The 26,115-nt window shown below is 62.1% G+C and carries 28 protein-coding genes; 21 read left to right on the forward strand and 7 right to left on the reverse strand.

The annotated features are described in order from the left end of the window. The first annotated feature begins 24 nt into the window (after positions 1-24). The 11 genes from urtB to K1567_RS13240 all read left to right on the forward strand — a co-directional run bounded on the left by urtB (position 25) and on the right by K1567_RS13240 (position 10,006). Positions 25-1,527 (forward strand): urea ABC transporter permease subunit UrtB, encoded by a 1,503-nt coding sequence (gene urtB / locus K1567_RS13190; RefSeq protein WP_220698559.1) that lies wholly within the window; start codon positions 25-27, stop codon positions 1,525-1,527. Then, the gene (gene urtC / locus K1567_RS13195) at positions 1,527-2,594 is read left to right on the forward strand and encodes an urea ABC transporter permease subunit UrtC (protein ID WP_034095660.1); all 1,068 of its coding nucleotides are present in this window, start codon (positions 1,527-1,529) and stop codon (positions 2,592-2,594) included. Before urtB ends, urtC begins: the two co-directional genes overlap by 1 nt. Next, a complete protein-coding gene (gene urtD / locus K1567_RS13200) occupies positions 2,591-3,424 on the forward strand; it encodes an urea ABC transporter ATP-binding protein UrtD (RefSeq protein WP_040265956.1) in 834 nt (277 codons plus the stop codon). Before urtC ends, urtD begins: the two co-directional genes overlap by 4 nt. A gap of 166 nt (positions 3,425-3,590) precedes the next feature. Beyond that, positions 3,591-4,289 carry an urea ABC transporter ATP-binding subunit UrtE gene (urtE, locus tag K1567_RS13205; protein WP_034136689.1) on the forward strand — a complete coding sequence of 233 codons (699 nt, stop codon included), beginning with the start codon at positions 3,591-3,593 and terminating at the stop codon, positions 4,287-4,289. Positions 4,290-4,320: 31 nt separating this feature from the next. Then, positions 4,321-5,160 carry an urease accessory protein UreD gene (locus K1567_RS13210; RefSeq protein ID WP_034111563.1) on the forward strand — a complete coding sequence of 280 codons (840 nt, stop codon included), beginning with the start codon at positions 4,321-4,323 and terminating at the stop codon, positions 5,158-5,160. Between the two features lie 146 nt (positions 5,161-5,306). Continuing rightward, a complete protein-coding gene (ureA, locus tag K1567_RS13215) occupies positions 5,307-5,609 on the forward strand; it encodes an urease subunit gamma (RefSeq protein WP_003171437.1) in 303 nt (100 codons plus the stop codon). Positions 5,610-5,618: 9 nt separating this feature from the next. Beyond that, positions 5,619-6,131 (forward strand): GNAT family N-acetyltransferase, encoded by a 513-nt coding sequence (locus K1567_RS13220; protein ID WP_034095656.1) that lies wholly within the window; start codon positions 5,619-5,621, stop codon positions 6,129-6,131. A gap of 5 nt (positions 6,132-6,136) precedes the next feature. Next, the gene (locus K1567_RS13225; protein WP_034095655.1) at positions 6,137-6,670 is read left to right on the forward strand and encodes a GNAT family N-acetyltransferase; all 534 of its coding nucleotides are present in this window, start codon (positions 6,137-6,139) and stop codon (positions 6,668-6,670) included. After that, on the forward strand, positions 6,667-6,972 hold the full coding sequence (locus K1567_RS13230; protein ID WP_034095654.1) for an urease subunit beta: 306 nt from the start codon (positions 6,667-6,669) through the stop codon (positions 6,970-6,972). The genes K1567_RS13225 and K1567_RS13230 overlap by 4 nt, the downstream gene beginning before the upstream one ends. Positions 6,973-7,083: 111 nt before the next feature. Then, the gene (gene ureC / locus K1567_RS13235) at positions 7,084-8,784 is read left to right on the forward strand and encodes an urease subunit alpha (RefSeq protein ID WP_169869056.1); all 1,701 of its coding nucleotides are present in this window, start codon (positions 7,084-7,086) and stop codon (positions 8,782-8,784) included. A gap of 94 nt (positions 8,785-8,878) precedes the next feature. After that, positions 8,879-10,006 carry a sensor histidine kinase KdpD gene (locus K1567_RS13240; RefSeq protein ID WP_220698560.1) on the forward strand — a complete coding sequence of 376 codons (1,128 nt, stop codon included), beginning with the start codon at positions 8,879-8,881 and terminating at the stop codon, positions 10,004-10,006. Between the two features lie 21 nt (positions 10,007-10,027). On the opposite strand, the gene K1567_RS13245 is transcribed toward K1567_RS13240, so the two are convergent. Next, complete coding sequence (locus tag K1567_RS13245; protein ID WP_034136683.1) at positions 10,028-10,966, reverse strand: DnaJ C-terminal domain-containing protein; 939 nt, start codon at positions 10,964-10,966, stop codon at positions 10,028-10,030. A 239-nt stretch (positions 10,967-11,205) separates the two neighbouring features. Here K1567_RS13245 and K1567_RS13250 point away from each other — a divergent pair, with 239 nt between their 5' ends. Continuing rightward, entirely contained in the window at positions 11,206-12,474 is a 1,269-nt protein-coding gene (locus tag K1567_RS13250; RefSeq protein ID WP_034095650.1) for an Hsp70 family protein, read from the forward strand. Between the two features lie 125 nt (positions 12,475-12,599). On the opposite strand, the gene K1567_RS13255 is transcribed toward K1567_RS13250, so the two are convergent. After that, positions 12,600-13,613: an AI-2E family transporter gene (locus K1567_RS13255; RefSeq protein WP_034095649.1), complete on the reverse strand. Its 1,014-nt coding sequence runs from the start codon at positions 13,611-13,613 to the stop codon at positions 12,600-12,602. A gap of 188 nt (positions 13,614-13,801) precedes the next feature. After that, positions 13,802-14,104, reverse strand: a complete 303-nt coding sequence (locus tag K1567_RS13260) for a PsiF family protein (protein ID WP_034095648.1) — start codon at positions 14,102-14,104, stop codon at positions 13,802-13,804. A 120-nt stretch (positions 14,105-14,224) separates the two neighbouring features. On the opposite strand from K1567_RS13260, the gene K1567_RS13265 reads away from it, so the two are divergent. Further along, positions 14,225-15,103, forward strand: coding sequence for a DMT family transporter (locus tag K1567_RS13265; RefSeq protein WP_220698561.1), 879 nt, complete (start codon positions 14,225-14,227; stop codon positions 15,101-15,103). Here K1567_RS13265 and K1567_RS13270 read toward each other — a convergent pair. Further along, complete coding sequence (locus K1567_RS13270) at positions 15,100-15,990, reverse strand: triacylglycerol lipase (protein ID WP_034111554.1); 891 nt, start codon at positions 15,988-15,990, stop codon at positions 15,100-15,102. The genes K1567_RS13265 and K1567_RS13270 overlap by 4 nt on opposite strands. Before the next feature lie 175 nt (positions 15,991-16,165). On the opposite strand from K1567_RS13270, the gene K1567_RS13275 reads away from it, so the two are divergent. Beyond that, positions 16,166-16,696 carry a bacterioferritin gene (locus K1567_RS13275; RefSeq protein ID WP_034095645.1) on the forward strand — a complete coding sequence of 177 codons (531 nt, stop codon included), beginning with the start codon at positions 16,166-16,168 and terminating at the stop codon, positions 16,694-16,696. 97 nt (positions 16,697-16,793) lie between these two features. On the opposite strand, the gene K1567_RS13280 is transcribed toward K1567_RS13275, so the two are convergent. Then, entirely contained in the window at positions 16,794-18,863 is a 2,070-nt protein-coding gene (locus tag K1567_RS13280) for an AsmA family protein (RefSeq protein WP_184336538.1), read from the reverse strand. A gap of 370 nt (positions 18,864-19,233) precedes the next feature. On the opposite strand from K1567_RS13280, the gene K1567_RS13285 reads away from it, so the two are divergent. Together K1567_RS13285 and K1567_RS13290 are read left to right on the forward strand one after the other, a co-directional pair. Then, the gene (locus tag K1567_RS13285) at positions 19,234-19,638 is read left to right on the forward strand and encodes a hypothetical protein (protein WP_034095643.1); all 405 of its coding nucleotides are present in this window, start codon (positions 19,234-19,236) and stop codon (positions 19,636-19,638) included. Positions 19,639-19,790: 152 nt separating this feature from the next. Then, the gene (locus K1567_RS13290) at positions 19,791-20,423 is read left to right on the forward strand and encodes a TetR family transcriptional regulator (protein ID WP_034095642.1); all 633 of its coding nucleotides are present in this window, start codon (positions 19,791-19,793) and stop codon (positions 20,421-20,423) included. A 5-nt stretch (positions 20,424-20,428) separates the two neighbouring features. Here the strand turns inward: K1567_RS13290 and K1567_RS13295 are convergent, their stop codons facing one another. Further along, positions 20,429-20,935, reverse strand: a complete 507-nt coding sequence (locus K1567_RS13295) for a C40 family peptidase (RefSeq protein WP_123479640.1) — start codon at positions 20,933-20,935, stop codon at positions 20,429-20,431. 277 nt (positions 20,936-21,212) lie between these two features. On the opposite strand from K1567_RS13295, the gene ureE reads away from it, so the two are divergent. The 5 genes from ureE to K1567_RS13320 all read left to right on the forward strand — a co-directional run bounded on the left by ureE (position 21,213) and on the right by K1567_RS13320 (position 25,216). Further along, positions 21,213-21,713 (forward strand): urease accessory protein UreE, encoded by a 501-nt coding sequence (gene ureE, locus K1567_RS13300; RefSeq protein ID WP_034111550.1) that lies wholly within the window; start codon positions 21,213-21,215, stop codon positions 21,711-21,713. Further along, positions 21,710-22,384, forward strand: a complete 675-nt coding sequence (locus tag K1567_RS13305) for an urease accessory protein UreF (RefSeq protein WP_123479538.1) — start codon at positions 21,710-21,712, stop codon at positions 22,382-22,384. The genes ureE and K1567_RS13305 overlap by 4 nt, the downstream gene beginning before the upstream one ends. 39 nt (positions 22,385-22,423) lie before the next feature. Then, positions 22,424-23,038 carry an urease accessory protein UreG gene (gene ureG / locus K1567_RS13310; protein ID WP_034095639.1) on the forward strand — a complete coding sequence of 205 codons (615 nt, stop codon included), beginning with the start codon at positions 22,424-22,426 and terminating at the stop codon, positions 23,036-23,038. Positions 23,039-23,060: 22 nt separating this feature from the next. Continuing rightward, on the forward strand, positions 23,061-23,633 hold the full coding sequence (locus K1567_RS13315) for a HupE/UreJ family protein (RefSeq protein WP_220698562.1): 573 nt from the start codon (positions 23,061-23,063) through the stop codon (positions 23,631-23,633). A gap of 464 nt (positions 23,634-24,097) precedes the next feature. Then, positions 24,098-25,216: an AGE family epimerase/isomerase gene (locus K1567_RS13320; RefSeq protein WP_220698563.1), complete on the forward strand. Its 1,119-nt coding sequence runs from the start codon at positions 24,098-24,100 to the stop codon at positions 25,214-25,216. Here K1567_RS13320 and K1567_RS13325 read toward each other — a convergent pair. Next, positions 25,188-26,093 carry a cation diffusion facilitator family transporter gene (locus K1567_RS13325; RefSeq protein WP_220698564.1) on the reverse strand — a complete coding sequence of 302 codons (906 nt, stop codon included), beginning with the start codon at positions 26,091-26,093 and terminating at the stop codon, positions 25,188-25,190. The two genes, K1567_RS13320 and K1567_RS13325, sit on opposite strands and share 29 nt — an antisense overlap. Positions 26,094-26,115: the final 22 nt, after the last annotated feature.

Consider the following 26,115-nt stretch of genomic DNA (forward strand, 5'->3'; position numbering starts at 1 on the left):
TCCCACACGATCAGGACATTTTGTATGCCCACTGCCCTGCACCGTTTCATCGTCACAGCCTTGCTGTTGCTGCCGTTGGTGGTACACGCCGGCGACGCCGAAGACTTCCTGGCCGCCAACCCGACGCAACAGGCCAAGCTGTTGCAGGACTGGGCCGCCAACCCCGACCCTGCGCGCATCGAGCTGGTGGACGCCCTGCAACAGGGCCAACTCACCGTCAATGGCGAAACCAAGACCGTGCGTTTGAACAATCGTCTACGCGGCTTGATCGATAACGTACAGGCCAGCCAACAACTGCTGGCCGCCGACCCCAAAGTGCGTCTGGCGGCTGCGCAAACCCTGCAAAAAAGCGCCCAACCGGCGCAATTGAAATTCCTCGACCAGCAAGTCGCCGCCGAAACCAATGAGGACGTTCACACCGCCCTCAGCCTGGCCCTGGCCAACCTGCAACTGGTCGACGCCGACCCGGCGATACGCCTGGCCGCCGTGCGCCTGCTAGGCAGCACCGGCGACCCGCTGGCGCGCACGCGCCTGGAAGCGCTGCTGGCGCCGGGCGTGGAAACCGACGCCGCCGTGCATACCGCCGCCGAAACCAGCCTGGCCCAAGTCAAACGCAAACTGATGCTGGGTGAAATCCTCGGTCAGGCGTTCAGCGGTATGTCCCTGGGCTCGATCCTGCTGCTGGCCGCCCTCGGCCTGGCGATCACCTTCGGCCTGCTCGGCGTGATCAATATGGCCCACGGCGAGATGCTGATGCTCGGCGCCTATTCCACCTATGTGGTGCAGTTGTTGATGCAGCGCTACGTGCCCGCGGCCATCGAGTTCTACCCCTTGATCGCGTTGCCGGTGGCCTTCTTTGTCACCGCCGCCATCGGCATGGCGTTGGAACGCACGGTGATTCGTCACCTGTACGGTCGACCGCTGGAAACCCTGCTGGCCACCTGGGGCATCAGCCTGATGCTGATCCAACTGGTGCGTCTGGTGTTCGGTGCGCAGAACGTCGAAGTGTCCAACCCGGCATGGCTGTCCGGTGGTATTCAAGTACTGCCCAACCTGGTGTTGCCGTACAACCGCATCGTGATCATCGCCTTTGCGCTGTGCGTGGTGGTGCTGACCTGGCTGCTGTTGAACAGGACGCGCCTGGGGCTCAACGTGCGTGCCGTGACCCAGAACCGCAACATGGCCGCTTGCTGCGGCGTGCCCACCGGGCGTGTGGATATGCTCGCGTTCGGCCTGGGTTCCGGCATCGCCGGCCTGGGCGGTGTCGCACTCAGCCAGATCGGCAACGTCGGCCCGGACCTGGGCCAGAGCTACATCATCGACTCGTTCCTGGTGGTTGTACTCGGCGGCGTCGGCCAACTGGCCGGTAGCGTCATGGCCGCCTTCGGCCTGGGCATCGCCAACAAGATTCTGGAACCGCAGATCGGCGCGGTGCTGGGCAAGATCCTGATCCTCGCGCTGATCATTCTGTTTATCCAGAAACGCCCGCAAGGACTCTTCGCACTGAAAGGACGGGTGATCGACTGATGAACCAGCCATTGATGCTCACGGCCACGCAAAAGGCCGGCCCCAAGGTGACCATCGCCGTGGGCGCGGTGATCCTGGCGCTGCTGCTGGCGTTGCCATTGCTGTCGCTGTTGCCGGTGGACAACGCCTTGCACGTATCGGCCTACACCCTGACCCTGGTGGGCAAAATCCTGTGCTATGCCATCGTCGCCCTGGCCTTGGACTTGGTGTGGGGTTACGCCGGGATGCTGTCCCTCGGCCACGGTTTGTTCTTTGCCCTGGGCGGTTACGCGATGGGCATGTACCTGATGCGCCAGGCTGCCGGCAGTGAGCTGCCGGCGTTTATGACCTTTTTATCGTGGACCGAATTACCCTGGTATTGGGCCGGCACCGATCACTTCCTCTGGGCTTTGTGCCTGGTAGTGCTGGCGCCAGGGTTGCTGGCCCTGGTGTTCGGGTTCTTTGCCTTTCGCTCGCGAATCAAGGGCGTGTATTTCTCGATCATGACCCAGGCCCTGACCTTTGCCGGCATGCTGCTGTTCTTTCGCAACGAGACCGGCTTTGGCGGCAACAACGGCTTCACCAACTTTCGCAGCATCCTCGGCTTCGGCATCACCGAGCCGGGCACGCGGGCGGTGTTGTTCCTGGCCACGGTGCTGTTGCTGGTGGCGAGTCTGTTCATCGGCTGGCGCCTGGCGCGCAGCAAGTTCGGCCGGGTGCTGACCGCCCTGCGCGACGCCGAGAACCGCCTGATGTTCTGCGGCTACGACCCACGCGGTTTCAAGCTGTTCGTGTGGGTGTTGAGCGCGGTGCTGTGCGGCCTGGCCGGGGCGCTGTATGTGCCGCAGGTGGGCATCATCAACCCCAGCGAAATGTCGCCGACCAACTCTATCGAAGCCGCCGTGTGGGTGGCCCTGGGCGGGCGCGGCACGCTGATCGGCCCGCTGCTGGGTGCCGGGGTGGTCAACGGCATGAAGAGCTGGTTCACCGTGGCCTTCCCGGAATACTGGCTGTTCTTCCTCGGGGCGCTGTTCATCATCGTCACCCTGTACCTGCCCAAGGGCGTGATCGGGCTGCTGAAGAAATGAGGAATGTGATGCTTGAACCTATTCTCGATGCGGGCAGCGGCCGCGACGCCATCGGCCTGGGCCAGGTGGCCGGCAAGGGCCTGAACACCCGCCATGGCACCATCCTGACCCTGGAAGATATCAGCGTGAGCTTCGATGGTTTCAAGGCGCTCAACGACTTGAACCTGTACATCGGCGTCGGCGAACTGCGCTGCATCATCGGCCCCAACGGCGCGGGCAAAACCACGCTGATGGACGTGATTACCGGCAAAACCCGCCCCAGCCACGGCAATGCCTGGTTCGGCGAAACCCTGGACCTGACCAGCCTGAGCGAAGTGCAGATCGCCCAGGCCGGCATCGGTCGCAAGTTCCAGAAACCCACGGTGTTCGAAGCTCTCAGCGTGTTCGAAAACCTGGAGCTGGCGCAAAAGACCGACAAGTCGGTATGGGCCAGCCTGCGTGCGCGCCTGAGCGGCGAACAAAAGGATCGTATCGATGAAGTGCTCGACACCATCCGCCTCAGCGCTTCGGTGCATCGCCCGGCCGGGTTGCTGTCCCACGGCCAAAAGCAATTCCTGGAAATCGGCATGCTGTTGATGCAAGACCCGCAGTTGCTGTTGCTGGACGAACCGGTGGCCGGCATGACCGACGCCGAAACCGAATTCACCGCCGAACTGTTCAAGGGCCTGGCGGGCAAGCATTCGCTGATGGTGGTGGAACACGACATGGGCTTTGTCGGCGCGATTGCCGACCATGTGACGGTGTTGCACCAGGGCAGCGTGCTGGCCGAAGGATCGCTGGAGCAGGTGCAGGCCGATGAGCGGGTGATCGAGGTGTATTTGGGACGGTGATACATCGGCCAGCTTCGAGCCTAAAGCTTCAAGCGGCAAGTTAAAGCAAAGCAGGCATCCGTCCGCTCTAACTTGCAGCTTGAAGCTTGCCGCTTAACGCCAACTAACGGAGTTCGTTGATCATTCCCACGCGGAGCATGGGAACGATCATTGGGGAGAATTGAACATGCTGCAAGTCGACAAACTGCACCAGTATTACGGCGGTAGCCACATCCTGCGCGGGCTTACGTTTGACGTGAAGATCGGCGAAGTGACCTGCCTGCTCGGCCGTAACGGCGTGGGCAAGACCACCCTGCTCAAATGCCTGATGGGTTTGCTGCCGGCCAAAGAAGGCGCAGTGAATTGGGAGGGCAAGCCGATCACCGGGTTCAAGCCCCATCAGCGCGTACACGCCGGGATCGCCTATGTGCCTCAGGGCCGGGAGATTTTCGGGCGGCTGACGGTGGAGGAAAACCTGCTGATGGGCCTGTCGCGATTCCCCGGCGCCGAAGCCAAGGAGGTGCCTGCGTTTATCTACGAACTGTTCCCGGTGTTGCTGCAAATGAAGCATCGTCGTGGCGGTGACTTGTCCGGCGGTCAGCAGCAGCAATTGGCAATCGGCCGCGCTCTGGCCAGTCGCCCGCGCCTGTTGATCCTCGACGAACCCACCGAGGGCATCCAGCCGTCGGTGATCAAGGAGATCGGCGCGGTGATCAAAAAACTCGCGGCCCGGGGCGATATGGCGATCCTGCTGGTGGAGCAGTTCTACGACTTTGCCGCCGAATTGGCCGACCAGTACTTGGTGATGTCACGCGGGGAAATCGTCCAGCAAGGCCGTGGTGAAAATATGGAAAGCGAAGGTGTACGCGGCCTGGTAACCATCTAATCTGTTGCGACCTCATGAAAAGCACGCCGTTATGAACCTGCCCGTTTCCCCTGCCCTGTTCACCCCCAGCTGGCACGCCGCGCTGGAGCTCGGCTATGCGCGCTTCGGCGACACCACGCGCCCGGTGATGCGCCGCCACGTCGGCCCGCTGCGCGTGCAAAAGCATCTGTATGCCGAAGGCCCCGAGGTGTGCCAGCACATCATTGTGCATCCACCGGGCGGCATCGCCGGCGGCGACCGCCTGGACATCAGCGCCCACGTCGCAGAGGGCGCCTGGGCACAACTGACCAGCCCCGGCGCGGCCAAGTGGTACCGCGCCAGCGGCCCGGCGTTTCAGCAACTGGACCTGACGGTGGAGGCCGGCGCCACGCTGGAGTGGCTGCCCCAGGAAACCATCGTATTCAGCGCGGCCCAAGCCGAACTCACCACGCGCATCGACCTGCACGGCGATGCCCGGCTGTTCTATTGGGACGTGGTTGCGCTGGGCCGCCCGGCCAGTGACGAACGCTTCGACCTGGGACACTTTCAATCGCACCTGGATATCCGCCGCGACGGAAAGTCGCTCTGGCATGAACGTCAACGCATCGTCGGCGGCGACGGGCTGCTGGATTCGCCCATCGGCCTGGACGGGCAACCGGTGTTCGCCACGTTGCTGGTGACGGGCGATATCGACCCTGAGTTATTGGAACGTTGCCGCGCGCTGCCCCACGCCGTGCGCGGCGACCTGACCCAATTGCCCGGCTTGCTGGTGGCCCGCTGCCTGGCCAGCGAGGCGCTGCTGGCGCGGGGATGGTTGATTGATGTGTGGCGGCTGTTGCGCCCGGCCATATTGGGCCGAGAAGCGGTATCACCGAGAATCTGGAGCACATGAAGATCAAAAATGTGGGAGGGGGCTTGCTCCCGATAGTGGCGTGTCAAGCAGAGCATTTTTCACTGACCCACTGCTATCGGGGGCAAGCCCCCTCCCACATTTAATCTTCACTGTATTTACGAATGTATTTCACGACGGACTGAACCATGGACCTGACCCCACGGGAAAAAGACAAACTGCTGATCTTCACTGCCGGCTTAGTTGCCGAGCGCCGCCTGGCGCGTGGGGTGAAGCTCAATTACCCGGAAACCATCGCCTACATCTCCGCCGCCTTGATGGAAGGCGCCCGCGATGGCCGCACGGTGGCCGACCTGATGCACTACGGCACCACCCTGCTGAGCCGTGAACAAGTGATGGAAGGCATCCCGGAGATGATCCCGGATATCCAGGTGGAAGCCACTTTTCCGGACGGCACCAAGCTGGTCACCGTTCATCAACCGATTGCCTGAGGCACGCTCATGATTCGTGATGCAACTGAAAAGGACCTTCCCGCCATTCGCGATATCTACAACGACGCGGTGCGCAACACCACGGCGATCTGGAACGAACAACCGGTGGACCTGGCTAACCGCCTGGCGTGGTTCAACGCGCGCCAGGCCCAGGGTTACCCGATCCTGGTGGCGGTGGAAAACGACGAGGTGACGGGCTATTCCTCGTTCGGCGACTGGCGACCATTCGAAGGTTTTCGCTACAGCGTCGAGCACTCGGTGTACGTGCGCAACGACCAACGCGGCAAGGGCCTTGGCCCACGCTTGATGCAAGTGCTGATCGAACGAGCGCGCAGCGCCGGCAAATACGTGATGGTCGCCGCCATCGAAAGTGGCAATCAGGCCTCGATCCGCCTGCACGAGCGCCTGGGCTTCGTCACCACCGGGCAAATGCCGCAAGTGGGCATCAAGTTCGGCCGCTGGCTGGACTTGACCTTTATGCAACTGGCCCTGAACCCCGGCGCCGAACCGCCCAAGGAGTGAGATCGATGAGTGCTGCGCAAATGCGTCGCGTCAATGCGGAAAGTTTCGCCCATTACCGCCAGGGCTTGAGTGAACTGCTGTTGGACGCGGTCAGTCACGGTGCGTCGGTGGGTTTCATGGCCGACTTCGATGACGCCCAGGCGCGCAGTTACCTCAACGGCGTGCAGGCGAGCCTGCAAGACGCCAGCCTGTTGCTGTGGGTGGTGGTGCGCGACGAGCAAGTGATCGCCAGCGTGCAGTTGGCGTTGTGCCAGAAAGCCAACGGCCGCAATCGCGCCGAAGTCCAGAAGCTACTGGTGCACAGCAGCGCCCGCCGCCACGGCCTCGGCCAGCAATTGATGAACGCCCTGGAACTCGCCGCCCGCCAGCACCGGCGTGGCCTGCTGTACCTGGACACCGAAGCCGGATCGCCGGCCGAAGCCTTCTACCAGTCGCTGCGCTACACCAAGATCGGTGAACTGCCCGACTACTGCCAAAGCCCGGACGGGCGCTACAGCCCGACCGCCATCTACTACAAGACCCTGGGGCAACCTGCATGATTCCTGGTGAATTTCAGATCCAGACCGGCGAGATCGAACTCAACGTCGGCCGCCGTACCGTCACCCTGAGCGTGGCCAACAGCGGCGACCGGCCGATCCAGGTGGGTTCGCATTATCACTTTTTCGAAACCAACGACGCGCTGACCTTTGACCGCGCCGCCAGCCGTGGCATGCGTTTGAATATTCCGGCGGGTACGGCGGTGCGGTTCGAGCCGGGGCAGAGCCGTGAGGTCGAGCTGGTGGATCTGGCCGGTGGGCGGCGGGTATTTGGGTTTGCCGGGCGGATCATGGGCGAGCTTTAAGGCCTCATCGGGGGCAAGCCCCCTCCCACAGGGGAACGCATTCCAAAGGTGGGAGGGGGCTTGCCCCCGATAGCGATTTCACATTCAACACAAATATTTCAGGGCACACACATGAAAATCAGCCGCCAAGCCTACGCCGATATGTACGGCCCCACCGTCGGCGACAAGGTCCGCCTGGCCGACACCGAGCTGTTCGTCGAAGTGGAACGGGACTTCACCGTGTACGGCGAAGAGGTCAAATTCGGTGGCGGCAAGGTGATCCGCGACGGCCAGGGCCAGAGCCAGTTGCTCGCCGCCGAGGTGGTCGACACCTTGATCACCAATGCGTTGATCATCGACCACTGGGGCATCGTCAAGGCCGATGTGGGCCTCAAGAACGGGCGCATCCACGCCATCGGCAAAGCCGGTAACCCGGATATCCAGCCCGGCGTGACCATGGCCGTCGGCGCCAGCACTGAAGTGATCGCCGGCGAAGGCATGATCCTCACCGCCGGCGGCATCGACTCCCATGTGCATTTCATTTGCCCGCAGCAGATCGAAGAAGCGCTGACCAGCGGCGTCACCACTATGATCGGCGGCGGTACCGGCCCGGCCACCGGCACCAACGCCACCACCTGCACCTCGGGGCCGTGGCACCTGGCGCGCATGCTGCAGGCCAGCGATTCGTTCCCGATGAACATCGGTTTTACCGGCAAGGGCAACGCCAGCCTGCCGGGCCCATTGATCGAACAGGTCAAGGCTGGCGCCATCGGTTTGAAGCTGCATGAAGACTGGGGCACCACCCCGGCGAGCATCGACAACTGCCTAACGGTGGCGGACGACTACGACGTGCAAGTGGCGATCCACAGCGACACCCTCAACGAGTCCGGTTTTGTCGAAACCACCCTCGCCGCGCTCAAGGGTCGCACCATCCATACCTACCACACCGAGGGCGCCGGCGGCGGCCACGCGCCGGACATCATCAAGGCGTGCGGCTTCCCCAATGTACTGCCCAGCTCCACCAACCCGACGCGGCCGTTCACCCGCAACACCATCGACGAGCACCTGGACATGTTGATGGTCTGCCATCACCTGGACCCCAGCATTGCCGAAGACGTGGCCTTCGCCGAAAGCCGCATCCGCCGCGAAACCATCGCCGCCGAAGACATCCTGCACGACCTCGGCGCGTTCTCGATGATCAGCTCCGACAGCCAGGCTATGGGCCGCGTCGGCGAAGTGATCACGCGCACCTGGCAAACCGCCGACAAAATGAAAAAGCAACGCGGCGCCCTGCCCGGCGACGGTCCGGGCAACGACAATTTCCGCGCCAAACGCTACATCGCCAAGTACACCATCAACCCGGCGATCACCCATGGCATCAGCCATGAGGTGGGCTCCATCGAAGTGGGCAAATGGGCCGACCTGGTGCTGTGGCGTCCAGCGTTCTTCGGGATCAAACCGACGCTGATCCTCAAGGGCGGCGCGATTGCCTCCAGCCTGATGGGCGATGCCAACGCTTCGATCCCGACCCCACAACCGGTGCACTACCGCCCGATGTTCGCCAGCTTTGGCAGCTCATTGCACGCCACCAGCCTGACGTTTATCAGCCAGGCGGCGCTGGACGAGGGTCTGCCCGAAGCGCTGGGTTTGAAGAAACGCATCGGCGTGGTCAAGGGCTGCCGTGATGTGCAGAAAACCGACCTGATCCACAACGATTACCTGCCGGAGATCGACGTGGACCCGCAGACCTATCAGGTCAAGGCGGACGGGCAATTGCTCTGGTGCGAACCAGCGGATGTGCTGCCGATGGCGCAGCGTTATTTCCTGTTCTGACCGTTCATCGGCACAGACCTGCGGGGCCAGTGAATGAAGCACGCGTATGGCGCTACGATGCGCCACGCGCTTTCATCGTTCTGGAAACCTGGCCATGCGTTTATCCGAATTCATCGTGTTACACGCCGAGCAGATCGTTGATGAATGGGAGCTGTTCGCCCAGACCCTGACACCCGCCGCCGACACCCTCAACCGCACACAATTGCGCGACCACGCCCATTCGATCCTGCTGGCCGCCGCCCGTGACATGAACACCCGCCAAAGCGCCAGCGAACAAGCCGCCAAGGCCAAGGGCGAAGGCCCGGAGAAAACCCCCAGCCTGGATCAAGCCGCCGCCAGCCATGGCGAGCTGCGCCATACCGTGGGCTTTGACCTGGTGCAGATGACCTCCGAGTTCCGCCATTTGCGCGCCTGCGTGATCCGCCTGTGGGTCGACAGTGTGCCGACCCCGCAACGGGCAGACCTGCAAGACATGATCCGCTTCAATGAAGCCATCGACGAAGCCCTGGCCGAGTCCACCGCGGCCTACGCCGAACAGGTGGCGCGCTCGCGGGACATCTTCCTGGCGATCCTCGGCCACGACCTGCGCGCGCCGTTGCAGGCAGTGAACATGTCGAGCGAGATGCTGTTGCGCAAGGCGCAGTTGGATAACCAGGGGTTGAGCCTGCTGGGCAATATCCGCAACGGCGCGCGCCACATGGGGGCGATGGTCAGCGACCTGCTGGAGTTCGTACGCAGCCGTTTGGGCAGCAGCCTGCCCATCGACCCCAAACCCATGAGCCTGGCGGACGCCGCGCGCGAGGCCATCGACGAGGCGTGCGCAGGTCGCCCGGAATGCAACCCGGCGCTGATCATCCATGGCGACACCCATGGCCAGTGGGACCGTGGCCGCGTCGACCAACTGCTGCAGAATCTGATCGGCAACGCCTTGCAGCACGGCACCCACAGCCAGGCGGTGACCTTGACGCTCAAAGGCACGGCGGACAGCGTGGAATTGCGCATGCACAACTACGGCCCGCCGATCCCTGAAGCCGCCCTGGGCACGGTGTTCGACCCATTGGTGCGCAGCGCCAACGAGGAACCGGGCAGCACGTCGACCAGCCTGGGGTTGGGTTTGTTTATCGTCAAGGAAGTGGTGCTGGCCCATCGGGGCAGCATTGAAGTGACGTCCAGCGAGGCGGACGGCACCACCTTTACCATGGTGCTGCCGCGCTCGCTTTGACGGTCCCGCGCCGGGGCGGGTTTAGACGTTTTCGCGCGGGTTGAAGTTGGCCTTCTTGGCCAGCGCCTGCCACAGCGCGATGGTTTCGTCGTCGGCCTGCTTAGGCATCACTGCCTTGAGCTGCACGTAGAGGAACCCGCGCTGCCCAGCCTTGTTCATCAAGCCGTGACCCTTGACGCGCATGCGCTGGCCGTTCTGGCTGCCGGCCGGCACTTTGAGGTTGATCCTGCCGGTCAAGGTCGGCACCGCGACTTCCGCGCCCAACGCCAATTCCCACGGCGCCAGCGGCAAGTGGGTGATCAGGTTTTCGCCGTCCACTTCGAACTTGGGGTGCGGCGCGAACTTGATGATCAGGTACAGATCGCCATTGGGCCCACCGGCCACGCCGGGCGCACCCTGCCCCTTGAGGCGGATACGCTCGCCGTCGGTGACGCCGGCGGGGATCTTCACGTTCAGGCTCTTGGTGGTGTTGCTGACATGCCGGCCCGAGGCGTCGTATTGCGGCACCTGGAAGCTGATCTGCTTGGACTCGGTGGACAGCGTCTCCTCAAGGAATACCGAGAGTTGCATCTCCACGTCCTGGCCCTTGCGCGCTGCGGAGCGGCGCTGGCCGCCGCCAAAGGCGTCGCCACGGGAGCCGAAGATCGAACTGAAGAAGTCCGAAAAATCGCCCGCGTCCTGGCCGCCACCAAAGCCGCCACGGCTCTGCCAGCCCGGTGGCCCCTGGAACGGCTGACCATGCTGACCATACTTGCGCAGCTCGTCGTATTCGGCGCGCTTATCCGCGCTTTTGAGCGCTTCATAGGCTTCGGACGCGTCCTTGAACTTGGCTTCGGCGTCTTTTTCCTTGCTCACATCGGGGTGATATTTGCGAGCCAGCTTGCGATAGGCGGTCTTGATTTCCTTGTCATCGGCCGTCGGCTCGACACCCAGAATCTTGTAGTAGTCTTTGAAATCCATCGGCGGTTCACCATCCTCTCATCGGGATCGCACAGCCCAGGGCACAAGGTGCGATGCTTTGCACTTGTTGAGTCTTATGGCCTGGGGGTGCGTCAAAGTGTTATCGGCGCTAGCCGTATGCAACAGATGTGGGGGCAAATCGGCGACTTTCAAGCGTGATTTAACAGATAGTCGGCCTACGCATCGGCCCTCGACTGGCATACACTGCGCGGCCGTTTTTCGACCGGAACCCGATAGACATGAAAAACCCATCCCCAGCCCGTGCCTGCGGCATCGACTTCGGCACGTCCAACTCCACCGTCGGCTGGATCCGCCCCGGCGAGGAGACGCTTATTGCGCTGGAGGACGACAAAATCACCCTGCCGTCGGTGGTGTTCTTCAACTTCGAGGAGCGTCGCCCGGTCTATGGTCGCCTGGCCCTGCACGAATACCTGGAAAACTACGAAGGCCGGCTGATGCGCTCGCTCAAGAGCCTGCTGGGTTCCAAGCTGATCAAGCACGACACCAGCGTATTGGGCACAGCGATGCCGTTCACCGACCTGCTGGCGCTGTTTATCGGCCAGCTCAAAAGCCGCGCCGAAGCCAACGCCGGCCGCGAGTTCGAAGAAGTGGTGCTGGGGCGCCCGGTGTTCTTTGTCGATGACGACCCGCTGGCCGACCAGGAAGCGGAAAACACACTGGTAGATGTGGCCCGCAAGATCGGTTTCAAAGACATCTCGTTCCAGTACGAACCGATTGCCGCAGCGTTCGACTACGAATCCACCATCGAAAAGGAAGAGCTGGTGCTGATCGTCGACATCGGCGGAGGTACGTCCGACTTCTCGCTGGTGCGCCTGTCACCGGAGCGTCGCCACAACGACAACCGCCACGATGACATCCTCGCCACCGGCGGCGTGCACATCGGCGGAACCGACTTCGACAAGCAACTCTCGTTGGCCGGCATGATGCCGCTGTTCGGCTACGGCAGCCGCATGAAGAGCGGCGCCTACATGCCCACCAGCCACCACATGAACCTGGCGACCTGGCACACCATCAACTCGGTGTACTCGCAAAAATCCCAGTTGGCCCTGGGCAGCATGCGCTACGACATCGAAGACACCGGCGGCATCGACCGCCTGTTCAAGCTGATCGAACAGCGCGCCGGGCACTGGCTGGCGATGGAAGTGGAAGAAACCAAGATCCAGCTGACCCACGACGACAATCGCCATGTGCCGCTCGACCGCATCGAGCGTGGCCTGAGCGTGGACCTGAGCCGCAGCTTGTTCGAGTCAGCCATCGACGGGCTGCTCGAACGCGTACGTGGCAGCGTGACTCAACTGCTCAACGATGCCTCGGTCAGCGTGGCGCAGGTAGACACCGTGTTCTTCACCGGCGGCTCCAGCGGCATCCCGGCACTGCGCCACAGCATCGCGGCGATGTTGCCGAATGCGCGGCATGTGGAAGGGAATATTTTCGGCAGTATCGGCAGCGGGTTGGCGATTGAGGCGAGTAAGCGCTACGGCTGCTGAATTTCACCTGGGATACCGAGGTGAGTTTATCGGGGGCAAGCCCCCTCCCACATTTTGATTTGTGAACGCATTCAAAGGTGGGAGGGGGCTTGCCCCCGATGGCGTCAGCCCAGGCAAAACAAGCCTTAAACCATCCCCCCCAGCTTCAACTCACTCTTGAGGTACGCATAGTAAATCGGCCCCGCCACCACCCCCGGCAAACCGAATGCCGCTTCGAACACCAGCATCGCCAACAACAATTCCCACGATTTGGCACTGATCTGCCCGCCCACGATGCGGGCGTTGAGGAAGTACTCGACCTTGTGGATCACGATCAGATAGCCCAACGCAGCCACGGCGACCCAAATCGACAACGACAGCGCGACGATGGTGATCAGGGTGTTGGACATCAGGTTGCCAATCACCGGCAACAGGCCGAGCAAGAAGGTCAGCACGATCAGGGTCTTGGTCAGCGGCAGGTGAATGCCGCACAGCGGCAGCACCACGGCCAGGAACACCGCGGTGAAGGCGGTGTTGAGGGCGGCGATTTTGATTTGCGCGAAGACGATATTGCGAAACGCCTGGACCAGCAGGTGCAGGCGGTCGAACAGCGCCGCGGCCAGGGGCTTGCGCTTGGTCAGGTCGGGAATCCGTTGCAGGGCAATGATCGCGCCGAGCACCATGCCGATCAGCAGGGTGACGAACATGTGCGCCGCGTCTTTGCCCACCAGTTGCAGTTCGCTCAGGTGCTTGCTCAGCCAGTCGCCGATGGCCACGCGGAACTCGGCGGCGCTGGCGGGCAGGTAGGCGTCGAGGAAGGGCGGCAGTTGGCCGCGCGCACGGTCGACCACGCCCATGAACTTGTCGAGGGAAGCGCCAGGGTTTTCCGCTTCGTGGAGCAGGAAGCTAATAGCGCCGGCAAAGATCAGCGTCAGCACGCTGACGATCACGGTGCCCAGCAAGGCCACCGCCAGCCAGCGCGCGCGCCGGCCTTCGATCAGCCGTTGCAGTTGAGGGGTGAGCATGTTGACCAGTTCGTAGACCAACAGACCGGCCAGCAGGCTGGGTAGCAACTTGAGCGGCAATACCAGCAGCAATCCGCCAAAAATAATGATGTAGCTGGCCAGCAACAACATATGACGCTGAGAAAACGTTGGCATACAGCCTCAAAACGAACGGCGTTAAAGGATGGGCAGTCTGCCAGCCTTGAGAGAATCAAGCGAGTGCGATCAAGCGTGGGAAGGGGCTTGCCCCCGATTGCGGTGCATCAGTGGACGCAAGAGCTGACTGATACACCGTTATCGGGGGCAAGTCGATGAGTCGCCCTCACCCAAGAGGAGTCGCCTACTCAACTGCCCTTGAGGCAGCTACTCATAAAGGTCTTGCGCGCATCACCGGTCAGCGCCTTGGTTTTCGCCGACGCGTTGCAATCCTTCATTTTCTGCTGCTGCGGCGTCAGCGTCTTGGCATCGTTGGCGGCCGGGGCCGACAGGCAGGTTTTCATAAACGCCTTGCGCTCATCGCCCTTGAGCGTCTTGGTGGTGGCTTCGGCGTTGCAGGTGGTCATCTTGGTCTGCTGGGCGGTGGCGGCAAAGCCCTGGGCACACAGCAGCAGGCCCATCATCAACAACGGAATACGCAGCATCTTCATGGAGTTTTCTCCCGGTTACCATGCGGAGGGCACGGCCTGTGCAGAGTGTAGTCAATCCTTGTTACACCTTCCGGCGCTGAGAGAGGATAATCCCCGCTCATTCATCCATGCGGCGCTGTCATGCAATACGCTTATCCCCTGCTGGCCATCTTTATCTGGGCCGGCAACACCGTGGTCAACAAATTGGCCGTGGGTTCGATCTTCCCTGCCGAAATCGGTTTCTACCGCTGGCTGCTGGCGGCCCTGCTGTTTACCCCGTTCATGCTCAAACCGGTGATCGCTCATTGGCCGACCATCCGCCCCAACCTGGTCAAGATTTGCATCCTCGGCGTGCTAGGCATGGCGGTGTACCAGAGCCTGGCGTATTACGCCGCGTCGCTGACCAGCGCCACTAATATGGGCATCATTCTGTCGCTGATGCCGTTGATGGCATTGACCGCCGCCATTATCAGCCTCGGCCAGCGCCTGACCTTCGGCGCGCTCACGGGGGCGGTGCTGTCGTTTGCCGGGGTGGCGGTGGTGGTGTCGGCCGGCAGCCTCGGCGCCCTGCTGCAACATGGGGTCAACCTGGGCGACGCGATGATGCTGGTGGCCACCCTGGCCTATGCGGTCTACAGCACGCTGCTGAAAAAATGGCAGCTGCGCCTGCCGCCGTTGGTGTTGTTGTATTTGCAGATACTGGTGGCGGTGGTGGTGCTGTTACCGCTGTACCTGTTCTCCGCAAAGGCCGGCCTGGGCTGGGCGAATATTCCCTTGGTGCTGTACGCCTGCGTGCTGGCGTCGATGCTCGCACCGCTGGCGTGGATGCATTCGGTCAAAACCCTCGGGCCGAGCCGCACCACGCTGTTTTTCAACCTGCTGCCGCTGATCACCGCACTTATTGCGGCGGCGGTGCTCAAGGAAGAACTGGCGTTGTATCACTTGGTGGGTGGGTTGCTGACCCTGGGCGGCGTGGTTCTGTCGGAACGCTGGACCACACCGGTGCGTCGATCCGCTTAAACCCCCGCCGCTTTCAAGCGTCGTGCGTGCTCGACAAACAGGCGGATCGGCTCGGCGCCCTTGCCCACCAGGCCTAGGGACTGATTGACGATGTCGAAGTGGTCCAGCGCATAGTCGTCGCCAATCACCACCCCCAGGTGCGAACTGTATCGCCCGACCATGCCATCGCACTGGCCTTTCTCCCGTACGAAACTGCGGGCGAACAGCCGGCAACTGCGGTGGGTGCCATCGAACAGGTTGCGCCCGCGGTCGGTCTTGCCTGGCTGCAAGGTGCCGGACCATGAGTAATAACGCACGCCGTTGACCTGCGCCGCGCCCTGGCCGCCCCAGGTGTCGGGCAGCCCCTGGGGGTATTGGCGATTGAACAGCGCCACACCGGCACTGGTCAGGGACTGGTGCGACGCCTGCAAGTCCGCCTTGAAGCGCGGGCCGCGATAGCCAGTTTCCAGCAGGCCCATTAGCCAGGCCACCAGGTGCAACAACGCGCTCACCAGCCGCCCCTTGACGCTGTCGATGGGGTAATGGGTGTGGAAGTAGTCGGCCAGTTCCGAGCCGTGATTGGGCCCAGCCACCGACGTCACCGACGCCACCCACTCCGGCCGTTTGGCCGCCGCGTAGCGTGCGGTGAGCGAGCCCTGGCTATGGCCAATCAGGTTGACCTTCTCTGCGCCGGTCTCGCGGCGGATGCGCTCGATCTGCACCAGCAATTGCTCGCCGCGCACCTCGTTGGAATCCAACGGCGCCACCTGCACCGGGAAGACTTGCGCCCCACCCGCGCGCAGGGCCGGGACGATACCGTACCAATAAGGGAACAGCCCGATACGCACGAACCCCAGCATGCCGGGCACCAGTACCAACGGATAACGTGTGGCTAACGACTGCGGCATGAAGCGAACGTCCTCGAAAATACTTGGATGCCGTGCAGCCTAGCCCAACTGCAAGTCCGGCTGATGACGCAGGCGGCAAATCCGATAAAACTTTTTGCCTCGCCCAGCACTCACAACTTGGAGCGATCACGCCGACAGAGCGTGGCGTAACCCGGATTAGCCCCAGGAGATTGAGATGACTGAAGCAAACTTGACCGACGTTGCCACCCTGCGCAGCCGCGCCCGCCAGAACGTCGAAAACGGTGCCGTGACCGAGGGCTATGACGCTGACCGCGAAGAAATCATTCGCCTGCTCAACGCCTCCCTCGCCACTGAACTGGTGTGCGTGCTGCGCTACAAGCGCCACTACTTCATGGCCAGCGGCATCAAAGCCGCCGTCGCCGCGCAGGAATTCCTCGAACACGCCACCCAGGAAGCCGAACACGCCGACAAACTCGCCGAGCGCATCGTGCAATTGGGCGGTGAACCTGAGTTCAACCCCGACCTGCTGTCGAAGAACTCCCACGCGCAATACGTGGCGGGCAACACCCTCAAAGAAATGGTCTACGAAGACCTGGTGGCCGAGCGCATCGCCGTAGACAGCTATCGCGAGATCATCCAATACATCGGCGACAAAGACCCGACCACCCGCCGCATCTTCGAAGACATCCTGGCCCAGGAAGAAGAGCACGCGGACGACATGGCGGATATTCTCGAAAGCCTGTAAACCGCGACACAAACAAAAGGGGAGCTGATCAGTCAGCTCCCCTTTTGTTTGTGTGGGAGAGGGCCTGCCTGCTCCCACTTATTCAACGTGCGTCACGTCAACCCTTCACCGTCTTCGGCGCCTTGCCTTCCTTCATCTGCTGCAACAACGGCGCACACTGGTTCGGCGCGTCACCGCTCGGGGCCACTAGGGCGAGCAGGCCGGCGGCGGGGCCGGCGATCACACCGAGGGCCACCATGCCTGCACCCCGCAGGGCCAGGGGAATGGCTTTAACGCCCGCGTTGGGCTTGATAAATGGGCCGTTGACGTACAGCGGCGAGCGCAGGGAGAACAGGCGAAAGCCTTTGGACTCAGGGGTGATGGTCAGGTCCAACTGCTCTGTGGCCATGTTGGCCGTGCCGTCGACATAGATGATCGCGTTCTCGGTGTCGAACACGAACAGCCGCGTGGTGGCCAGGCCGCTCTTGACGCCGAAGTCCGCCGCCGCGCAGTTGATCTTTACTTCCTTGTCGCCGAACAGGCGCCCCACCACGTAATTGCCCACGTTGAGGCCGGCGATTTCCATCAGACCACGGCTGATGGCGCCGTCGTTGATCAGCATCTTCAGATCACCGTTGGAGGTGCCCAGCAGCGCCGCGACGGAGTTGCCGCGCCCGGAAATATCCGCATCGCCGTTGAGTTCGCCGAAGCTGGTTTTCATCGGTTCGAAGCTGGGGAACAGTTGCTTGAGCTTGAAGTTGCGCGCGGTGAGCCGGGCGCGACCTTCCATGGGCGTGGTGCGGCCATTCAGGCGAATCTGCGCATCGAGCTTGCCGCCGGCCACGCCGAAACGCAGGGGTTCCAGGCTCAGTTCGCCATCGTTGAGCACCAGGTGCGTGTAGAGGTCGGTGAAAGGCAAGTCGGCGCTGTGCACGATGCGCTTACCGGTGAATTCCACATCGGCGTCCATGTCGCGCCAGCGCTCGGTGCGGAACTCTTCCACCGGCAGCACCTTGGTCGCCGGCTGCTTGCTGTCGCCGCCACGGGCCTTTTGCTTGGCATTGGAATCGGCGCCGATCAGGGGCGCGAGGTCGGTCATCAGCAACTGGTTGGACACCAGCGTACCGCTGAGTTTGGGCCTTGGCTGGCTGGCGACATAGGCCAGGTCGCCGTGGATATCACTGTTGCCGATCTTGCCGTTGAAGTTCTCGTAGCGAAACGACGCACCACTGGCGTCGTGCAGCTTGGCGATCAGGTGACCGTCGGTGGCGTACGCCGGTGAATCGGGCAAGGTCACGCCGGTCAGCGGGTACAGGTTGCTCAAGCTGGTGCCGGCGAGTTTGAGGCGCAGGTCGAGGGCGCCGAGGTTCAGTGGCTCGGTCAGCGTGCCGGCCAGGGCGATGCTGGTGTCGGCGATCTTGACCTGAGCTTGCAGCGGAAACGGTTTGTTTGCGTCCTGCAGAGCCAACAGCCCGCCGATTTTGCCGGCACCGTCGAGCTTCTGGCCGTGGTACTGGCCTTTGACCTTGAGGGCGAACACGTAGTCCTGAGGGGCCGAGCCTTTTTCCAAGGCTTTTTTGGCATCGGCATCGCCGACGATTTCGCCGAAGGGAATGGGTTTGCCCAACAGGTCGATGATCACGTCGAGCTGGGTTTTGAGGGTTTGATCGTCGAGCGTCACATGGCCGTTGTCGAACCCGATGGCGCCAATGTCCACCACCCAATTGGAGGGCTCGGCGTCGGGGTCTTTAGGGTCGAACGTGAAGGTCCAGTTGGCGCGGCCATCGGCCAGGCGCTGCAATTCGGCGCTCGGCTCAGTGAGGTCGATACGTGGGATAACCACCCGTTGCGCCAACAATGCCAGGGGCGAAATGCGCAGCTCCACTTTTTTGAGGGTGACCATCTGCGGCTTTTTCGACCAGTCGGGGTTGCCCAGGGTCAGGTCTTCGGCAATCACATGGGGCCACGGCACCCAGGCGCGCCAGCCGCCTTCGTCGGGCTCGCGCTGCCACTTCACGGCAAGGTTGCCATTGATGGCAAACGGGCGATGCAGCTCTTCGGACACTTTGGCATTGAGGGGCGGTTTGATGCGGTTCCAATCAAAAAACACTAGAAACAGCACTACCGCAGCGATTAACACGACGAAGCTGGCGCAGCTCCAAACCACGACTTTACGAGTGCGCGTCATTGCACAGAACTCCTGAATACGACCGGCTGGGTGACAGCCTTTAGAACAGCTTACAAGACTACGACTGGCAAACCGCCCACGGGTTTAACCCGATCGCGTTTTAAGGGCGAGAAGTCGCGCAAAAAACTGGTTTTCCTGACCGGATCGACAGTTTCCACCATCGATGGCGCACCAATGTTACCCGCCAGCGTGTCGAAAATACCCACCACGGTGCAAAACCGCGTGCTTGAGAGGTGCGATCTAGAGCCCTCGGCGAGAACAATCAATTCTGTTGATTATTACCATTGTGTTTATGAACTTTTATATCGACTTATCGAGAGTAGCATTAGCCACGTACCCACTTTATCGCCCTCCCAAGGAGCAACTGATCATGAAACGCCAAGTACTCGCTACCGTCCTGTTATCTGTCCTGGCTTCGAGCGCCTTTGCCCTGCCAGCCGCCGAACAAGCCACCCCACAGAACAAAGCCCAAGCCGTGCAGTCGAGCCAAACCGTGGCACGCAGCGGTTCGCAAGAAGAAGAGAACCGCGACTACGCCAAAGGCGCTGTTGCTGAAAACGGCTTTAATCGCCTGCAAGAAAAAGGTTTGGTCGAAGGCGGCGCGGATCGTTTGATGGAGCGCAACGCAGTGGCCGAAGGTGGTTCCGACCGTGCCAACAAACGCACCTACACTGACGGTGTTGCCGAAGGTGGTGCTGATCGTCTGCTGGAACGCAATGCCGTTGCCGAAGGTGGTGCCGACCGCCTGGAAGAAATGCATCAAGCACAGAGCTGAGCCTGTGGTGGCCCAGAAAAAAGCCCGATCCGCCGATCGGGCTTTTGACTTTCTGCAGAACCTGTCTCGCCGCTGACCCCGCCAAGTTCGACGCCGATCAAGCGGTTTTGCTAGAGTGCGTCGCTGTACTTGTCCACAAAGCCCGCCCGCCCATGCTGCCCCGTGCCGAACAAAAGCAACAGACCCGCCTTGCCCTGATGGACGCTGCTCGTCATCTGATGGAGTGCGGCCGTGGGTTTGGCAGCTTGAGCCTGCGCGAAGTGGCCAAAACGGCCGGCATTGTCCCCACCGGCTTCTATCGACACTTTGCCGATATGGATCAACTGGGCCTGGTGCTGGTCAGCGAAGTCGGCCAGACCTTCCGCGCCACCATTCGCCTGGTGCGCCATAACGAATTCGTCATGGGCGGCATCATTGATGCCTCCGTACGCATCTTTCTCGATGTGGTGTCGGCCAATCGCTCGCAATTCCTGTTTCTGGCCCGCGAGCAATATGGCGGCTGCCTCGCCGTGCGTCAGGCCATCGCCGCACTGCGCGAAGACATTACCCGCGACCTGGCGGCCGACCTGACGCTGATGCCAAAGCTGCAACACCTGAATGCCGAAGGCTTGCATGTGATGGCCGACCTGATCGTCAAGAGCGTGTTCGCCACCCTGCCCGATATCATCGACCCTCCGGCCCAGGCTCTGCCGGCCCACCTCACGCCCCAGGCGAAGATCACTCAACAGCTGCGCTTTATCTTTATCGGCCTCAAGCACTGGCAAGGGCTGGGCAGCACCGAGTAGACCAATCAACCCGCCGCGTGGAAACGCTTGGCGGTGGTGTAGTGCTTGTTCCAATAACTGTTGCTCAACGAGTCGATGCGTACGTTCTTGCCGGTACGGGGCGAGTGAATGAATTTGCCCTCGCCAATGTAAAGCCCTACGTGACTGACTTGCCCGCGACCATTGCCCTTGAAAAACACCGCATCGCCGGGTTTGAGGGCGTTGCGCTGGATGGTGGCGGCCGTTGAACGGTGCATCGCCGCCGTGGTGCGTGGGATCTGGATATTGGCTTGGGTCTTGAACAGGTAGACCAGCAAGCTGCTGCAATCGAAGCCTTGCTCCACCGACATGCCGCCCCACTTATAAGGTGTGCCCAACAATTCATGGGCCCGGTCGATCACATTGGTAATCGAGGCAGACGGCAGGCTTTGCAGTGACGCGCCGAGGGTCGAACGCGGTTGATAGTTGGCTGAAGCCGACGACACAACAAACGACAAGCCGATAAAAAACGAACATAAAAATGACTTAAACATGATGAACATCGCAGCGGATTAAACACGGCGCAAAGCCTAATCACCGGCCGTGTAGCGCGCTGAGCGCCGAATCCCGAGATGTCGTAGGAAAAATCCCAAAGCGCCCATGTCCGGGGCAAGCCACCGGCAGACGCACCATATTGAGGCACTCCCTGCGCGCAGCACTGCCCCATTCGGTGGCAGCCGCCTCCCCACCTACAGGTAATTCCTACGCTTTTGCGGGGTTGGCAAGGCCCTTGCTCTAGCTGGTTCATTGCCCCTAGCTGGAAGCCTTCTGATGCTGGTGATCCATCGCCGAATTGCCCCCCAAGCCCTCTGGGCCGCTGAGTTGCAGCTGAATTTCGAAGCGCGCAGCAAAAGCCGCCTGCGCTGTTTCAGTGCCGATGGTGAAGACGTCGGCCTGTTTCTGGAGCGCGGCCAGCCGCCCCTGCACGATGGCGAATGCCTACAAGCGGAAGACGGACGTGTCGTACGCGTCACTGCACGCCCTGAACAGCTGCTGCACGTCACCTGCAGCAGCGCTTATGAGCTGACCCGCGCCGCCTATCACCTGGGCAACCGCCATGTGGCGCTGCAGGTCGGGGATGGTTGGTTGCGCCTGCTCGACGATTACGTGCTCAAAGCCATGCTCGAACAACTGGGCGCCCACACCGAAACCATCGAGGCGCCCTTTCAACCGGAGCACGGTGCCTACGGCGGCGGCCATCACCACTCGCGCCATGGCGATGAAGACTTCAACTACCCGCCCAAGCTGCATCAGTTCGGCGTGCGCCTATGAACCCAGCTTGGGCGTTGCTGCGTCTGGCCAGCCCGCAATTGCCGATTGGCGGCTACAGCTATTCCCAGGGCCTGGAGATGGCCGTGGAGAACGGCCGCGTCTGCGATGCGGCCAGCGCCAGGCGCTGGATCGGCGACCAGTTGCTGCTCAACCTGGCGCGCTTCGAAGCGCCTTTGCTGCTCGCCCACTGCCGGGCGGCCGCCGCTCAGGATTGGCCGCGGCTGACGCAATTGTGCGAAGAACACCGCGCCAGCCGTGAGACTCGCGAGCTGTATCAAGAAAGTCGGCAGATGGGCTATTCCCTGCAACAACTGCTCAACGGATTGCCCGAATTGGACGCCGCCGCACGTCACTTTCTCGACCACCTCAGCGAACCGCACCTGGCCCTCGGCTGGGCGTTGGCCGCGCGCGCCTGGAGCATCAGCGCCGAAGACGCCCTCGCCGCGTGGCTGTGGAGCTGGCTGGAAAACCAATTGGCCGTGCTGATGAAAACCCTGCCCCTGGGCCAGCAAGCTGCCCAGCGCCTGACCAGCGAACTGCTGCCGCTGTTGCAACAAGCCCAGCAGGACGCCAGTCGCATCGACCCCGACCACTGCGGCAGCGCCGCGTTTGGCCTGTCCCTGGCGTGCATGGCCCACGAGCGCCAGTACAGCCGCCTGTTTCGTTCATAGGTTCTTTAGATTTTGGCGCCCTTTACTTCGGAGAAGCACATGCACACACAACCCTTGCGCGTCGGCATTGGCGGCCCGGTAGGCTCCGGCAAGACCGCTCTGACCCTGGCCCTATGCCTCGCCCTGCGCGATCGCTACAACCTGGCGGTGGTCACCAACGACATCTACACCCGCGAAGACGCCGATTTTCTGGTGCGCAACCAGGCTTTGGCGCCCGAGCGCATCATCGGCGTGGAAACCGGCGGCTGCCCGCACACAGCGATTCGTGAAGACGCCTCCATCAACCTCGAAGCGGTGGATCAACTCAACCGCCGCTTCCCCGGCCTGGACCTGATCCTGGTGGAGTCCGGTGGGGATAACTTGTCGGCGACCTTCAGCCCGGAACTGTCGGACCTGACCATCTACGTGATCGATGTGTCCGCCGGCGACAAGCTGCCGCGCAAAGGCGGCCCGGGCATCTGCAAATCCGACCTGTTGGTGATCAACAAGATCGACCTCGCCCCCTTGGTCGGCGCCTCGCTGGAACTGATGAACAGCGACACCCAGCGCATGCGCAACGGTAAACCCTTTGTGTTCAGCAACCAAAAAACCGGGGTCGGCCTGGACGACATCGTGGCCTTTATCGAACGCCAGGGTCTGCTGACCGCCGCCTGATCTCTCTTCAAGGAAGCTAGTTATGAGCCTCAACAAACTCTTTGCCACCGCTGCCCTGCTCCTCGCTCCGGCGCTGGCCCTCGCCCACCCCGGCCACGGCGATAACGGCCTGGTGGCCGGTATGAGCCACCCCTTGGGCGGCCTCGATCATTTGCTGGCCATGCTGGCGGTGGGCCTCTGGGCCGCCCAGCAGAAAGGCGCCGCGCGCCGGGCACTGCCGTGCACGTTTGTGGGCACGATGCTGATCGGCGGCCTGCTGGGTTTCGAGGGCCTGGCACTGCCGGCGCTGGAAAACGGGATTGCCGCCTCGGTGCTGGCCCTAGGCCTGGCCGTGGCGCTGGCGGTGCGGCCGCCGCTGTTGATGGCGATCGCCGCCACGGCGTTGTTTGCGCTGTTTCACGGTGTGGCCCATGGCCTGGAACTGCCGGAGATGTCCAGCCCTTGGGCATACGCCGCCGGTTTTGTCGGCGCGACGGCAGCACTGCACGCAGCCGGTTATGCACTGGTGCGCTTCCTGCCGGCAGCGGCGGCGCCATTGGTGCGAGTGGCCGGGGCGGCTTCGGCGGCGACTGGGGTCTGGTTGCTGGCGGGCTGATTTGCAGCGCGGCTAAAGGCCTCATCGGGGGCAAGCCCCCTCCCACATTTGGCTGCATTGCTATCACAAGGTGGGAGGGTTCTGGTTGCTGGCAGGCTGATTGGCAGCGCGGCTGAAGGCCTCATCGGGGGCAAGCCCCTTCCTACATTTGGCCGCTATCACAAGGTGGGAGGGGTCTGGTGGCTGGCGGGCTGATTGGCAGTGCGGCTAAAGGCCTCATCGGGGGCAAGCCCCCTCCCACATTTGGCTGCAGCGCTCTCAAACGGTGGGAGGGGGCTGGTGGCTGGCGGGCTGATTTGCAGTGCGGCTAAAGGCCTCATCGGGGGCAAGCCCCCTCCCACATTTGGCTGCAGCGCTCTCAAACGGTGGGAGGGGGCTTGCCCCCGATAGCTGTGCCACAGACACCACAGAACCCAAGCCTGCTACCATGCGCGCCTACACCTCTGCCGTGACGACGCCAGCCAATGCCCAGCGCTTCCCAACCCTCTTTGAACACCGTGCTCACCCACTTCCATGACCTGATCGTGCCGCTGTGGCAGGGCCCAGGCTGGAATGCCGAGCTGGCGTTGCCTTACGAGGCGCTGGACGCCGATCACCATCCTTTGCCGCCGCAACGCTACCGCGCCATGGCCTGCGCCCGGCAGTTGTATCTGTTCGCCAGCCTGATCGGCCAACCCGATGCCGAGTTTGCCCAAGTGCGGGCAGCCGCATTGTTTCGCTCCTTGCAGCGGCACTTCCACGACGCCGAACACGGCGGCTGGTTCTACAGCATCGACCCCGCCGGCCAGGCGCTGGACACGCGCAAAGACCTCTACACCCACGCATTCATCATCTTCGCCTGTGCCCATTACTGGGCCAAGGTGCGCGAACCGTTGGTGGAATCGGTACTCAATGCGGCCCTGGAAGTCGTCGCGCAACGCTTCGCCACAGATGACGGCCTGTACGAAGCCGTACTGGAGCGCAACTGGTCGTCGCTCGATTCCGGCCCGTTGCAGAACCCGTTGATGCATTTGGCCGAAGGCTTTCTGGCCACCCTCGCGGTGCGTGAGGACGACGCCGTGCAAGCCGCTCTGCTCAGCCTGGCAACCGCCATGCAACAGCGCTTCATCGACCGCCAGCAGGGCGTGATGATGGAGAAACCGCTGGGTGCTGTGGGTAACTGGTTTGAGCCCGGGCACCAGTTCGAATGGTTCTTTTTGCTGGAATCGTCGGATGTGCTGCGCGGTACGCCGTTGCACGCTTCACTGACGCGGGCGTTTGCCTATGCCGAACTCAAGGGTGTGGATAACGTGACCGGCGCGGTCAGCGGCATGCTTGCCCTCGATGGCAGCGTGCGCGACGGCACCCAGCGTATCTGGGCCCAGGCCGAATACTTGCGCGCGCTGACTCTGCGCCCCAACAGCCAGGCCGTGTTGCAACGCCAATTGCTGGCGCTGCAGCAGCATTTCCTGCACGACAAAGGCTGGCACGAATGCCTGGATGCCAACGGCGCCGTGAGCCGACGGGACATGCCGTCGACCACGCCGTATCACTTGGCGACCTGCTACCAGGGCCTTACGCAATCCACTTACGATCTCCGGTAAAGCTGATCGTCAACCAGCGCGCCGCATCCGGCGTGCCGAGCCCTGTGGATATCTCTTCGCGCAATCCGTCGAGGGTCGCAACGTTATCCACCGGGTAATCCGCTGGCAACACCACATGGATTTCGATAAACCGAGCGCGTCCATGCTTCTGCACGTACGACACGTACTCTTCGAAACCATGTCTATCCGTCGCGGCGTCCATAACCTCGCGCACCTTGTCGTCCAGATGATCCGGGGCAATCCCCAGCACGTCGCGCAACGCCGGGCGCAGGATCTTGAACGCCGGCGCCAGCATGCTCAGGGCCAGCAGAATCAGGATCATGGGGTCGACATACACCGCCCATTCGCCATAGCCCTGGGACTTGAGCAACAGCGCGGCCAGAAAGCTGATCAGCAGCCCCACCGACAGCATCGCGTCCACCAGCCAACTGATGTTATCGAACTGGATCAACGACGATTTCAGTGCGCGGTTGCGATAACGCACATAGAAGAAATAGCCGAACTCGACGACGGTAAACACCGCCGCGTAGATGATCACCAGGCCCAATTCGACCTCGCGCCCGCCATTGATAATGCCGAACACGCCGTTGAGGAATGCATAGATGGCGATCAGCAGCAGGAAACTGCCTTCGATCAACAGCACCATGGGTTCCAGGTGCCAGTAGCCAAATTGGAAACGCTCGTTGCTTTTCTTGGCGATCAGCTTGGCCGTGATCAGCATCAGCACCTTGATGGCGGTGGCGATCAGCGAGAAAAAGCCGTCGAACAGAATGGATTGGGCGCCGGATATCACACCCGTGACAATCCCGGCGATCGCGACTGCGAACATCAGAATCGTCGATTGTTTGAGCAGTGCCTGCTCACCTCGGTTACTCACATTGCCTCCCGTCAAAACCCTG

It is taken from the genome of Pseudomonas sp. S5F11, from assembly GCF_019641515.1.
Lineage (GTDB): Bacteria > Pseudomonadota > Gammaproteobacteria > Pseudomonadales > Pseudomonadaceae > Aquipseudomonas > Aquipseudomonas rhodesiae.